Annotated in this window: 13 protein-coding genes; 1 reads left to right on the plus strand and 12 read right to left on the minus strand. The window is 41.7% G+C overall.

Features of this window, described 5'->3' with window-relative positions:
- Positions 1–15: 15 nt before the first annotated feature.
- From NFS43_RS05800 to NFS43_RS05815, 4 genes are all read right to left on the minus strand, one after another.
- On the minus strand, positions 16–723 hold the full coding sequence (locus NFS43_RS05800) for a M48 family metallopeptidase (protein WP_251550413.1): 708 nt from the start codon (positions 721–723) through the stop codon (positions 16–18).
- Positions 724–751: 28 nt separating this feature from the next.
- Entirely contained in the window at positions 752–1249 is a 498-nt protein-coding gene (locus tag NFS43_RS05805; RefSeq protein WP_251550415.1) for a YehS family protein, read from the minus strand.
- Positions 1250–1472: 223 nt separating this feature from the next.
- The gene (gene yidA / locus NFS43_RS05810; protein ID WP_251550417.1) at positions 1473–2285 is read right to left on the minus strand and encodes a sugar-phosphatase; all 813 of its coding nucleotides are present in this window, start codon (positions 2283–2285) and stop codon (positions 1473–1475) included.
- Positions 2286–2346: 61 nt separating this feature from the next.
- Positions 2347–3246, minus strand: coding sequence for a Cof-type HAD-IIB family hydrolase (locus NFS43_RS05815; RefSeq protein ID WP_251550419.1), 900 nt, complete (start codon positions 3244–3246; stop codon positions 2347–2349).
- Between the two features lie 243 nt (positions 3247–3489).
- Between NFS43_RS05815 and NFS43_RS05820 the strand changes: the two genes are divergently transcribed.
- The gene (locus NFS43_RS05820) at positions 3490–4518 is read left to right on the plus strand and encodes a CdaR family transcriptional regulator (protein WP_251550420.1); all 1029 of its coding nucleotides are present in this window, start codon (positions 3490–3492) and stop codon (positions 4516–4518) included.
- Positions 4519–4551: 33 nt separating this feature from the next.
- On the opposite strand, the gene NFS43_RS05825 is transcribed toward NFS43_RS05820, so the two are convergent.
- The 8 genes from NFS43_RS05825 to NFS43_RS05860 all read right to left on the minus strand — a co-directional run bounded on the left by NFS43_RS05825 (position 4552) and on the right by NFS43_RS05860 (position 12875).
- A complete protein-coding gene (locus tag NFS43_RS05825; RefSeq protein WP_251550422.1) occupies positions 4552–5688 on the minus strand; it encodes a glycerate kinase family protein in 1137 nt (378 codons plus the stop codon).
- Between the two features lie 19 nt (positions 5689–5707).
- A complete protein-coding gene (locus tag NFS43_RS05830) occupies positions 5708–7009 on the minus strand; it encodes a GntP family permease (RefSeq protein ID WP_251550424.1) in 1302 nt (433 codons plus the stop codon).
- Positions 7010–7439: 430 nt separating this feature from the next.
- On the minus strand, positions 7440–8552 hold the full coding sequence (locus NFS43_RS05835) for an ROK family protein (protein ID WP_251550426.1): 1113 nt from the start codon (positions 8550–8552) through the stop codon (positions 7440–7442).
- Between the two features lie 18 nt (positions 8553–8570).
- On the minus strand, positions 8571–9401 hold the full coding sequence (locus NFS43_RS05840; RefSeq protein ID WP_251550428.1) for a carbohydrate ABC transporter permease: 831 nt from the start codon (positions 9399–9401) through the stop codon (positions 8571–8573).
- A gap of 12 nt (positions 9402–9413) precedes the next feature.
- Complete coding sequence (locus NFS43_RS05845) at positions 9414–10361, minus strand: carbohydrate ABC transporter permease (RefSeq protein WP_251550430.1); 948 nt, start codon at positions 10359–10361, stop codon at positions 9414–9416.
- Positions 10362–10467: 106 nt separating this feature from the next.
- Positions 10468–11772, minus strand: a complete 1305-nt coding sequence (locus NFS43_RS05850) for an extracellular solute-binding protein (RefSeq protein ID WP_251550432.1) — start codon at positions 11770–11772, stop codon at positions 10468–10470.
- Positions 11773–11829: 57 nt separating this feature from the next.
- A complete protein-coding gene (bshB2, locus tag NFS43_RS05855; RefSeq protein ID WP_420910297.1) occupies positions 11830–12498 on the minus strand; it encodes a bacillithiol biosynthesis deacetylase BshB2 in 669 nt (222 codons plus the stop codon).
- A gap of 26 nt (positions 12499–12524) precedes the next feature.
- The gene (locus tag NFS43_RS05860) at positions 12525–12875 is read right to left on the minus strand and encodes a YojF family protein (RefSeq protein ID WP_251550436.1); all 351 of its coding nucleotides are present in this window, start codon (positions 12873–12875) and stop codon (positions 12525–12527) included.
- Positions 12876–12904: the final 29 nt, after the last annotated feature.

Below are 12904 nucleotides of genomic sequence, written 5' to 3' on the forward strand. Positions count from 1 at the left end.
TCCCCCGGGGCTTTGCTAAACCGTCATTTTCCAGCTTGATAAAGCCAGCCAGTTTTCTTTTTCTTTATAATCAGGCATGATTTTCCCGACAAGGCGCCAGAAGGATCGGTCATGGTTCAGATGAATCATATGGCACATTTCATGGACGACTACATAGTCGATTACTTCCCGCGGTGCCATTGCCAGCCGCCAATTGAAGGTTAACTCCCGCTTCGAATCACAGGTTCCCCAGGTAGTCTTGCTATCCGAGATACGGATGGAACGCGGTTTGGTTTTGAAATGGCTTTGGCAGGAAGCCATACTTTTTTCCACCAGCGCCTTACACTGCTGATAATAAAATCGCTTTAATGCTTGTCTGATTTTTTCCGTGTCATGCTGCTTTACGTATATATGAAGCTTCTCTTCCTTGAACAGTACATGCTCTTGCATGATATGGTGATCCTCAAAAATCTCAATGGGATAGGCTTTCCCTAAATAAAGAAAACTTTCACCGTATTTATACGCCTTTTTCTCTGGTCCAAGCAGCCGGTCCTGCTTTTCTTTTATTTTTTGTAAAATAGGTCCCCAGTTTTCCTCTAACACCTGATGTACGCTCTCATCTATTATCCCTTTTGGGGCCAGGACCTCCACATGGCCATAACCATCAATCAAAATGGCAATCGATTTACGATTTTTGTACTTGATTTCAAAACGTATGGTTTCACCTAAGTAGGTATGTATCATCTAATCACCTATACCCCATATTCTAGCTTTATCCCCTGTATTTGAGCGCCAGCCCTTTTAAGAAATTCCTGGCAAATTTATCTCCACACTCTTTATAATTCTTATGTCCCTCTTTTCTTAACAAAGCGCCGAGTTCCCCTTTGGAAACCGTGATTCCTGCCCTTTCAAAGATATCGAGCATATCCTCGGTGGTCAAGGATAAGGCAATTTTCACTTTTTTCAACAGAAGATTATTCATGTTTGTGCTTTTCTTGATTGATGGCTCTGGTGTAACAGGCTGTCCTGGTATCGGCTCTTGTTTTCCTCTTTTAAAAATTATGAAGCCATTTAAAAAGGAATCCAACATGCTGTTATTGCATCTGATTTGATCATCACTTTCCTCCGCATCATCGTCCGATTTTATCAGAATCTTTATGACTTCTGGTACCGTCACATCCATGCCGCCGAGTTTAAAAATCTCTGCCATTTCTTTATTTTTTATTTCCAATGCATATCTCAGTCTGATTAATATATCGTTATTGTCCATATTGGACCTCCCAAAGGAATATTTGTTTATTTCAATTTTGGCACATTTGATTAATATAATACTTTTTCTGTGTAATTACCATACTGAAATCTCGCCTGCCCCTTAGGCAGCAATCAACACCCTTCCCAATCTGCACAAAAAAAGCGCCTATCACGCCCTATATAACGTCGAAGAGTATTCGACAAATGAATGGATGCGACAGGCACTTACATGTATGCTTTTGTTATTTGTTTAACACCAAATTTTCAATCGCATAGGCGACTCCATTTTCATTATTGGATAATGTATGGAACTGAGCCGCTTCTTTTACGACTGATTCAGCATTGCCCATGGCAACTCCACAGCCAGCATACTCGATCATACTTAAATCATTCTCGCCATCCCCGATACAAATGACTTCTTCCCGTTTAATAGAAAGTTTTTCAGCCAGTTGTTTTACGGCATTTCCTTTGCTGACACGTGGATCCAGAATTTCTAAAAAGAACGGAGCACTTTTAACCAGTGTATATTTATCCCAGATGGATTCAGGTATTTTTGAAATAATATGATTTAAGCGTTCCGGTTCATCAATATACATGACTTTCGGAATAATCATGTCTTTTGGCACCTCATCGATTGGCCTATAATGGAGTGGAATTTGATTGATATGGGCCTCATGGATGGTGTATCGGTTAATTTCTCTATTTGGTGTATAAAGATTTTCGGTATCAAAGAAATGAAGCGGTGAATTTATTTTTAGGCTTAATTCGTATAATTCTTTTAAGTCTTCATATGCTAAGGTAATTTGAGATTCTACCTCATTGGTGTGAGTATTTTGCACAAGCGCCCCATTAAATGTAACAACATAGTCATCTTTATCATTTAATTTCAATTCTTCAACAATCGATTGGACACCGACGATTGGCCTCCCTGTGCAGATAACAACCCTCACTCCTTTTGCTCTTGCAGCTTGAATAGCGTCATTTACTTCTTTTGTGATTTCTTTTCGATCATTCATCAGCGTACCATCAATATCTATTGCCACTAATTTATACAAATCGCTACCTCCTAAATCATGTAACTGCATGCAACCATTTCTCAATCACTTATCTGACCGCTCATACATTCGTCATCATATATTTACGATCATTTTTCTCCGTTTCTTTTAAAATATAATGCTCGATGGCATAAGCTACCCCGTTTTCATCGTTTGTAAGTGTAACTAAATCACACATTTCTTTAATGTGTTCCTTCGCATTTCCCATGGCAATCGACAATCCAGCAGTCTCGAACATCGGGATATCGTTATTTTCGTCCCCGATAGCCACTGTATCTTCCAAAGGAATATCGAAATAGTCTGCCATTACTTTTAGTCCATTCCCTTTATTCCCATCCATATGCATCACTTCGATATTAAAGGGAGAAGAAGTGGAAATATATCCATCCTTTACTGACTCTATATTAGAAATCAAACGATGCTTTTGTTCTGGAACCAATATTAAGGCAAAGAATTTCTGGATTTCCAGTCCTTCTTTATTGAGTAGTTCTTCAATATGGTTAAAACTTAAAGCCAGCTCTGATTCCACAGGATTTCTCGTCATTCGCTCAAAATTTTCATTTTCATAGTGTTCATCTGGAATAAGTCCAGAGTCAAGCACTTCATCCAAGCGTTTTTTCCAGTCCTTCGGCATATAAACTCCCATGTTCGTATAAACCTTATAGGGGATACGCTCATTATCCAGGCTTAAAGCAACACTGCGAACTTGATCAGGGTTCAATGAAGTAAGTTCAAGCAGTTTTCCATCTGCATATACAGCAGTACCGTTGCTGGCTCCAATTGGACAATCCAAGTCGTATTTTTGCAAGAGTGCATGAATGGATTCCGGGGATCTGCCTGACAAAACCATTACAATATGCCCCATCGATTGAGCCTTTTTTATTGCTAAGATATTTTCTCGATTAACTTCATTTATAGAATTGACGGTTGTGCCGTCCATATCAAGTGCGATCAGTTTCATCATTCATTCTCCTCGTAAAAAAATGACCCCTTTTTGAGGTCAAAAGTTGCGAAAGCAGCTTTTTCATTATTTCATATAATTTTTCTTTTATCCATTTTTTTGAACGTTTTTGTTGCTCTTACCGTGATATTATAGAATTATTTATTGTGACGATTTCAAAAAATAGATCCTTATTTTTTTCACTTTTCATATAAGAAAATCTCGGAAGCATTTGAAGCAAGGGACCAAAAAGGAGCAGCGGCTATGTATGAATTGACCTCTATTCAAGCTCAAAATATTGTGAATAAAATGATGAAGGATATTCCTTATAATATTAATATAATGGATAAAAATGGAATCATTATTGGGAGCGGCAATAAAGAAAGGATCGGCACGCTGCATCAAGGTGCTGCAGCGGCTATAAAACAAAGGAGAATAGTAGAGATCAATAAAGATGAAGAATTTGTAAAAAAGGGGATCAATCTGCCCATTGATATTAATGGAAAAATTGTCGGCGTCGTAGGGATTACCGGCGAGGTAAAAGAAACGAGGCCCTTTGGAAATCTAGTAAAGTCCACCGTTATTTTGTTAATTGAACAGAGTGCTGCCATAGAAAGAGAAAATCTTGAAAAGAACCTAAAACAAGATTTTTTCCACAGCATAACCGAACCATCTGCCGTCTATTCTAAAGAACTAATCGACCAGGCGTTATCCTATGGTATCCAATTAAACAATCCTTCTCAAATCGTGTATGCAGAATTTCCTTACGAGGTCGAAGAGGACACCATTAAAAAAGATCCTGTATTTAAAACATCTAATACTTCGCTTTGTTTCATTGTTCAGGACCCAAATCAGACCGATGAACTGACCAAACAGCTTGAAGCTGAACATCCAGATGCATGGCTTTCCATTAGTAAGATGAACAAAAAAATTTCCGATGGCTTTTTTCAAGCAAAATCTTCTATGCGGATCCTGCAGGGTGTATTTTTAAATCAAAAAATCATTTCCTATGAGGATTGTGAATTTATAGCAGATATGTCCGAACTTCAAAGGAATAATCCCAAATCTGAACGGTTAATCCCTTTGCTTGAAAAACATGAGGATTTGATAAAAACGCTGCAGGTTTATCTAACCTGTAATATGAATGCGAATGAAACAGCCAGCCGGATGATCATTCATCGTAACACTTTAAACTACCGATTGAACAGAATTCATAAAATAACAGGCAAAGATCCAAAAAAAATATTGGAACTCATAGAATTAATTTTTTTGCTTATTCATCGAGTGCATTAAAAGAAGAGGATGCATGGGCATCCTCTTCTGCGTTTATTTTAATAACCGGGCAATACTTTCTGAAGTACGGGCCACATTTACTTTTCCGTTCGCCAGCAGCGTTTCTAGATCAGCCGCACCCGGAACGATGCCAAAAATGGCATCAAATCCTTCGTCATACAATGTTTCAACATCCTGGCCCACATAACCAGCCAAGGCAATTACTTTAATGCCGCTGTTTACACTTTTGGCTGCCTGAGCCACACCAAAAGGAGCTTTTCCAAACTTAGTTTGGAAATCAATCCCCCCTTCGCCTGTAAAGCAGTAATCCACATTTTGCATTTTTTCCTTTAGATTCGTATATTCAATCACAATCTCAATTCCTTTTTTCATGGTTGAGTTTGTGAAAGCTAATAACCCGGCACCAAGACCGCCTGCTGCACCTGCGCCTGGAACGTCGACTACATCAATTCCCAGCTGCTCTTTCACAATTTTGCCGTAATGCCGTAAATTTCCATCTAAAAATTGAACCATTTCTGGAGTGGCACCTTTTTGCGGGCCGAATACAGCCGATGCGCCCCGTTCTCCACATAGGGGGTTCGTTACATCTGAAGCCACCAAAATGTTGATATTCTTTAATTGTGGAATCACTTCAGCCGTATCAATGGTATATAAATCGCCTAGATATCCGCCGCCGAGCGGAAGTTTATTCCCATTTTTATCTAAAAATTTATAACCCAATGCAGCCGCCATTCCTGTTCCGCCATCATTGGTCGCACTTCCGCCAATTCCCAAAATGATATCCGTAATCCCTCGATCTATGCAGTCCCGAATTAATTCACCCGTTCCATAAGTGGTTGTGATCATAGGGTTTTTGGTTTCCTTTGTCACATAATGGATTCCGCTGGCGGATGCCATCTCAATCACACCAGTCTTGCCGTCTCCCAGAACTCCATACTGTGCTGTTACTGGTGTTCCAAGCGGTCCGGTAACTTGTTTTTCTAGGATGATGCCGCCAGTTGCATCGACCAATGACTGAACCGTTCCTTCACCGCCGTCTGCCATCGGGACATGAATGCATTCTGCATCCGGAATCGCTCGTTTTATTCCGATTTCCATTGCTTCACAAACTTCTTTAGCCGTCATACTCTCTTTAAAAGAATCTGGAGCTAATAAAAACGTTTTCCCCATTATTTACACCCCGTTTATTTTATAGAATAAATCCGAATAGAATAGTCGCAACGATTGTCATGGTTAAACCAACAATACTTTCGTACAAGACAACCTGCATCCGGTCCTTCATGCTCATTTTCATTGCATCACGGGTCACGTGGAAGTAGGTTCCATGCGGCAAGTGATCGATGACAGTTGCTCCGGCATGAGTCATAACAGCTGCTGCCAACGGAGCTGTGCCCGTAGCTAAAATGGCATCAGAGAATGAACCGGTCGCTAAGATAACACCTGTTGAGGTAGAGGCCGTGGCAGCTGCCATTAATATACCTGCAATTGGCGCAAGGAAGGTACCAGAAATGCCTGTAGAATTAACCAATGCAACTACCTGCTCCGGCAGATCAGAGGCTGTAATCAGACCGCCGATGGCTCCTGCACCGATAATAATTAAAATCGTTGGCGTCATTCGATTTAAGCCCGCTCCACAATAGGACAAGATTTCTTTTCTCTTCCCTAAAGCAATGGACCCAACAATGCCCGCAAACGGGAGGATAAATAGAGAATCAATTTTCAAGCTTGCTAATGCGTCAACTCCAATCATGGAACCAATAGGACTAATCATTAATAGGACAATTGCGATAACTGGAGTTACAAGAGCTTTTGACAAAGTTGGCAGATTCATCTGGCTCACCTGTTCCAATTCTGCTGCCTCTTTATCCGTTACTTTAGTGCCTTTATACTTAATAAGAGTAGCTAAGATAACAGTTACAATGACGCCGAAAATAGCAGGGACAAGTCCGCCGATCATGACTTGGTTCACGTCCAATTTAAATCCGCCCGCTGCTGCAATGGTATTCGGATTTGGAGAAATAATATTGCCCGCTTTACCGCCGCCGGACAAAGCAACCAGCATGGCAACTTTGGAATAACCCATTTTGTTCCCTACAGACAAGGCGATCGGAGCCACTATTAATACAGCAACCGGGATAAATACACCTACAGCCGTAATAATCATTGTTGCCAAAGCCAATGACAGCATGGCTTTCGTTCCCCCGAGCTTGTCAACTATCACTCTAGCAATCGTTTCTGCTGCACCTGATTCCATCATAACGCCAGCGAAAACACCGGCAGCAATAATCCGGATGACTGTCCCCTGTACACTTTGTGTTCCTGAAATTAAAATGGATACAGCATCCGCAAAATTAGCTCCGCCAATAAAAGCACCCACTATAGCACCTAAAATTAAAGAATACGTTGGAGCCAGTCTAAACAAAATTAGAATAATGGCAAGTGCCAAACCGCTTAACGCACCAATCCAGCTAATATCTAATGCTTGTGTCATATAAATCCTCCTAATTGTGGTGGGAATATTGTTTCAATGAAAGAGGCTCTTAGCTCGGTTCATGAATAGTCTTTCGTCTTTTATTCTTAACTTTATTAGATTGCACAATGTTAAATCTTGATAAGATCCTTGTATATTTTTGTTTTGTTAAAAAGGTGACCTTGTAATTTCTCTTTTCAGTAAAGCCCTTTCATTGATTGCGCTTTCAGTATAGAGGCAAATCAGCCGCCAAACAATTGATAATCCGCCAAAAATATTTGTGCATTTGCACTAAATATAGCGTTTTCAATGAGTGGTATAGACGACAAATCCTGTGGTATCAAGGAAAGAGGATTTAAAAAACCCGTTTTCATAAAGATGAAAACGGGCTGAATAGATATGAATATTTTGTGACTGAAGAAGCACCACTGAAAAATAACAGCGGTATCTATTAAAAGTCCTTAACAAAGTTGGGGTTATAGCTGCTCTCAAGGATACATCTGCCCGCCCCGTATAGTGGCGCATCGTTTCCTAAAGGAGTCACATAGATTTCAGGCATGTTTCGTACCAGAGGCTTCACGGCCTCACGCAATCTGTCCAAAAAGCCTTCAATCAACAGTGGCATATCCCCGCCGATCGCAATCATCTCCGGATCAATCAACGCAATGATATTGACAAAGCCGTAAGCAAGATAGCCAATCAGGCGGTCCTCAATTTCCCATCGATTCTCACTTTCTTCCAGCAATTGCCGCATTCCAAAATGTGACTCGAAAAACCCCTGCTCGGTCTGCTGCTTAGTACTTTTCGATATTGTTTGCGGGTCCACGATAAAGTGGCCAATCTCCCCCGCAGCGAAATGAGCACCCCGGTAAAGCTTGCCTTCAATCAACAGAGCTGCACCTATTCCATGACTTAGATGAACATAAACCATCGTTTCCGATAATAATTGGCGCCGCCATGCCTCTCCCATCACCGCTAGGCGGACATCATTTTCGACGACAACTTGGTAGTCGTTGAAAAATAATTGGAAGTGATCCTCGAGAGGCTCATTCTCCCATCCAAACTCCGGCGCATCCGATACACACCCTGCCTCATCCACGACACCTGGCACAGCAATTCCGATTCCCAACAGCTTTTCTTCGATCCCGCCCGAAGAGACAACAAGCGCTTTCATCTTAGCAGAAACCAAAGCACAGAGATCCTTGGCGGGAATATGGAGGGTCGGGAAATCTTCCGTTAATAAAACCTCCCCAATCAAATTGGACACCCTCATGCGAATTTTATCATGATTCATTTGAATGGCGCCGATATATCTTGCATCCGGATTCAGCTTAAAAAGCTGAGGCGGTTTCCCGCCTTGAGAAATTCCGCCTCCTGCTTCCAGCAGCCAGCCTTCCTCCAGCAGTTCTTTCACAACGCTGGAGACAGTGGGCATGCTGAGTCCTGATTTATCACGCAGTTCGGTCCGGCTTGCAGGAACAGATTGTTCCAGCAAGCGGAGAATGGTTTGCCGATTTAACAATCTTAATAGATTTGGAGTTGCTGGAATTGAACTATTGACCATCAAAATCACTCCCTGTGCTTATCCTTTCACTCCCGTCAAAGCAATTCCTTCCACAATTCGCCGCTGAAATATCAGAAACACGATAATCATCGGGATAATCGCAAGCGTGCTCATCCCCATGATGGTGTTCCATTGAATCCCTCCGCTATCACCCGTAGCATAAAGAGAAATCCCTACGGGGATGGTCCGCATTTTGTCTGAGGAAATCACAATAACCGGCCACAAATAAGCATTCCAATTGCCTAAAAACGTGATAATCCCCAGCGCTGATAAGGCCGGTTTCACCTGAGGGAGCGCAATTCTCCAAAATATTTTCAACTCCCCCATCCCGTCAATTCTTGCTGCATCTAAAAGATCATCCGGTATCCCCAGCATGAATTGCCTCATCAGAAAAATACCAAACGCTTCAATTAACCCCGGAAACATGATCCCTAAGTAACTGTCGATAAGATTTACCTTCGTCCCCATCACATACCAAGGGATAACCAGCATTTCTGTTGGGATCATCAGGGTACTTAAAATTAAGATAAAGATGGTCTTGCCGCCAACAAATTTATATTTCGCTAACGTATAGCCAATCAGCGAATTAAACACCAAACAGCTTAGCGTCACAATCGCTCCAATGATAATGCTATTAATATACCACTGCAGAAAATCGGTTTCCTCAAAGATATATTTATAGCCAGAAAAGTCCAGCTTGCTGGGCCAGAACGAAAAACTATAGAAATCTGGCAGGCTCTTAAGGGACGACAGAATCATCCAGATAAAAGGAAACGCTACTATAATCACCCCGGCCAGCAAAACCAGATGAATCAAATAGTCAAAGCCATTCACTTTCTTCTTTTTCAACACTTCCACCCCCTAGTACTCATAGCTTTTGTTTAAGACTTTCATCTGCAAAAGGGTAACAAGCAATATGAAGATAAATAGGACAACCGCTACCGCAGAGGCATATTCCATATTAAATTCCGAAAAGGCATTTTGGTACATATAAACCACAATGCTGACTGTGCTATTTAAGGGACCTCCAGCACTAGCCCCGCTGCTCGCCGTCAAACTTTGGATTTGGGCAAAGGTTTGCAGCGCAGAAATGACTCCCGTTACTGCCAAGAAGACAATGGTTGGATTTAACAGCGGCAAGGTAATTTTCCAAAACATTTTCCACCTTCCGGCACCGTCAATTTGGGCAGCCTCATATAATTGTTTGGGGATACCTTGAAGACCTGCCATAAAGATGAGCATACTAAATCCCATTGCCTGCCAAATCATAACTGCACAAATACAGAATAAGGCAAGCTTAGGGTCTGAAAGCCACTTTTGCGAGGGAAGCCCGAACCAGCCAATCAGTTCATTAAAGAAACCCACACTTGGTTCAAACATTAACCTCCATACCCAACTGACTGCGATGACCGAGGTAATGTAGGGCAAGAAATAAATCATCCGGTAAAACCAGCGGAAATGCTGGATCCGTTCCAATGCTAGGGCAATCAGCAAACCAAGTGCCATTTGAATAGGGACTGTTATGATGACGTATTTACACGTATTCCAAACCGATTTCCAAAAAACTTCATCCTTAAATAATTGCTGGTAATTTTCCATGGTAAATCCTTCGCCATATTGTGAGGAAAATGACATGGAAAAAGAATATAGGGTTGGATAGATTCGAATGCATAAGAAGAATAGAAGAGGGATAGCAAGAAATGAATAGGCAACCATTGTCCGCTTTGTTTTCAATTTCATCGGCGGCTTGTCTCTTTTTTCTATCATTGATTTTTTTGTCCCTCTATCGACCATACTCGTTTGGGCCAAGGCTGGACCCTCCTTTCACCTGATGAAAAGACCAGAGGACGGAAAGCCCCTGTGAAAATCTCACACAGATGTTCCAACACACCAACCGTCCGCTATTCTTGTAAAGTTAATTATTTTTAAAATATTCATCTCTAATTTCTTGCTGCTCTTTTACTAGACTTTCAAAGGTTTTGTCAATTGGCTCGTTATTTAAGATGATTTTATCAATTTGGGCCGTGATCGAATCGCGTTCCTTTGTTTCATCAACGAAGAAGGTGGCATGCGCAGATTTCAAACCTTGAACAAACGGACCATAGATTGGATCATTGTTAATCGATTCGTCATTGGCAAAGGAAGCCGCTGCAGGCAGTTCTCCAACTTCTGTTAACCATTCTTTCTGTGTTTCTTCGGAGATCAGGAATTTAATAAATTTCTCCGATGCTTCAAGCTGCTTTCCTTTTACACCCTTAGCGATTCCATTCGTCCAATAAGAACCAAAGTTAGACTCCATGCCGCCTTCCTCTTTTACTGGAAGGGTTGCAACACCCCAGTCAAACTTGGCCGCATCTTTGATCGCTGTAATATCAAATGATCCATCGATAATGATGCCCGCTTTTCCTGCTTTGAAGGCGGTATTGTAGCCTTGTAAAAATAATGGTTCGCCAAGCTTCTCTTTCTTGTACATGTTAATCCAATACGTAAAGGCCTCAAGCCCTTCTGGTGATGAATTCCAAAGTACTTTCTTTCCATCATCACTAAATGGCGTTACGCCCCATTGACGAAGCATGACTTCTTCAAATGCATGGTATCCTTGTCCATTTACATCCCAAGCGAAGCCTTCTTGTTCCAAATTTCCGCCGGAATCACGCTTGGTCATTTTCTTGGCATATTGAATGAGCTCATCCCACGTTTTTGGAGGGCTATCTGGATCAAGTCCAGCCTCTTTAAACATGTCTTTGTTATAGAATAAGGCGAGTGAACGAACGGCCGTCGGAAGGGAATAATATTTGCCGTCAATCTTAGAGGCTGTAATCATTGGAATAAAGTAATCTTCAATTTCAGAAGTGCTCATGAAATCTTGGGGAATCGGTTGAAGATAACCTTCTTTTACATATTGCGGCAGCCATCCATAGTAGAGATTTAAGACATCCGGCCCTTTGCCTGCGTGCATGGCAGCTGTCACTTTTTGGGTATATTGATCATAAGGGAAATCTTGGGCAACGACTTTAATGTTGGGATTTTCAGCTTCGAACTTTTTAATTAAACTTTTTATTTCTGTTACTTTTGCCGGGAAGGTATATTGCCAGTAGGTAATCGTTACTTTATCACCAGATTCAGATGAAGAAGCTTCGTCGTTGTTGCTGCAGCCAGCAAGTGCGATAAGACTGAATGCCATCATGACGACAAGCATTTTAAAAAGCCGCTTTTTCAATGGTAGAAACCCCCTATTATATAATTTTTTTGAATTCCGATACAACAAGCAGCCCGCTTATACCTTAATGGTCCAATATCGTTCCTTTCGATATGGCTCTAACAGTACATCTTGCTTTTCCGTTTCAGCCGCCAGGCTTTGCTCGAGTTTTTTGATAATGAATTCAGATTGCGACCGGTGGGCACGCAGCGCATCCAGCTTCACATCCAAAACCTCCGATACATCCATTACATGATCCGGAGTTCCGATGATCTTTTCACAGTTTTTCGAGAAAGCGGAGGCATATACGACTGGCCTTTCCTCTTTTGGAAAACGTGAGATTGCTAGAATAACAGCTTCTGCTAAAGCATCGTGATCAGGGTGGACCGCATAGTTTGGGTAATACGAATAAACCAGCTCCGGTTTCACTTCATTTAGGACGGTTTCCACTCGATCCGCCAATTCTTCAGGATCTTCAAATTGAAGCGTCTTGTCAAGCATCCGCCAAAGTCTCAAATCCTTAATCCCAATCACATTACAGGCATCTTTTAATTCCTGTTCACGAATTTTCCAGAGAGTTTCCCGATTTGCAAAAAAAGGTTTCCCCATTCTTCGGCCCATCTGGCCCGATGTCGCGCAAACCAATGTGATCTCAGCACCCTCCTTTGCGTGAAGCGCCAGTGCCCCCGCTTTTCCAAATGATTCATCATCAGGGTGCGGGTAAATCGCAAGAATTTTTTTATACACACTCATAACCTCCTTTTCCTTTGCCATTAAACCGAAAATGGATGCCGGCTAAGCTCCAGGGCAATGCCAATCCGCCCCTCATGATCATAACCGCCAAGTAAAAGCTGGCCCTTTTCTGTCATTTCATAATCCGTCAGTCCCTCTGCATACACCCATCCCTCTTCAAGCTTTAGACCGACACGATAGGGTCCAGCGCCAGCAATTGTTCCACGGCTGTAACGGATGCGCCCATTCCGGATAAAGGCACATACAGACATTTGCTGCTCACTCTCGAGCGAGGCGTAAGAACCATTTGAGGTTTCTAGATGATAATAAAGATCCTGGTTTAAAAATTGATCTAAGTATTGTTGGACTTCCCCTCGGTCAATTGATTTCATCCTAATCACCTCCTTTTTTGACTGTGCAT

Origin of the sequence: Neobacillus muris, assembly GCF_943193175.1 — a bacterium.
Classification (GTDB): domain Bacteria; phylum Bacillota; class Bacilli; order Bacillales; family Cytobacillaceae; genus Neobacillus; species Neobacillus muris.

Coding starts and splice junctions, on each gene's coding strand:
- NFS43_RS05820 (WP_251550420.1), top strand. CDS start 3,490: ATGTATGAATTGACCTCTATTCAAGCTCAAAATATTGTGAATAAAATG.
- NFS43_RS05830 (WP_251550424.1), bottom strand. CDS start 7,009: ATGACACAAGCATTAGATATTAGCTGGATTGGTGCGTTAAGCGGTTTG.
- NFS43_RS05860 (WP_251550436.1), bottom strand. CDS start 12,875: ATGAAATCAATTGACCGAGGGGAAGTCCAACAATACTTAGATCAATTT.
- NFS43_RS05800 (WP_251550413.1), bottom strand. CDS start 723: ATGATACATACCTACTTAGGTGAAACCATACGTTTTGAAATCAAGTAC.
- NFS43_RS05825 (WP_251550422.1), bottom strand. CDS start 5,688: ATGGGGAAAACGTTTTTATTAGCTCCAGATTCTTTTAAAGAGAGTATG.
- NFS43_RS05805 (WP_251550415.1), bottom strand. CDS start 1,249: ATGGACAATAACGATATATTAATCAGACTGAGATATGCATTGGAAATA.
- NFS43_RS05835 (WP_251550426.1), bottom strand. CDS start 8,552: ATGGTCAATAGTTCAATTCCAGCAACTCCAAATCTATTAAGATTGTTA.
- NFS43_RS05815 (WP_251550419.1), bottom strand. CDS start 3,246: ATGAAACTGATCGCACTTGATATGGACGGCACAACCGTCAATTCTATA.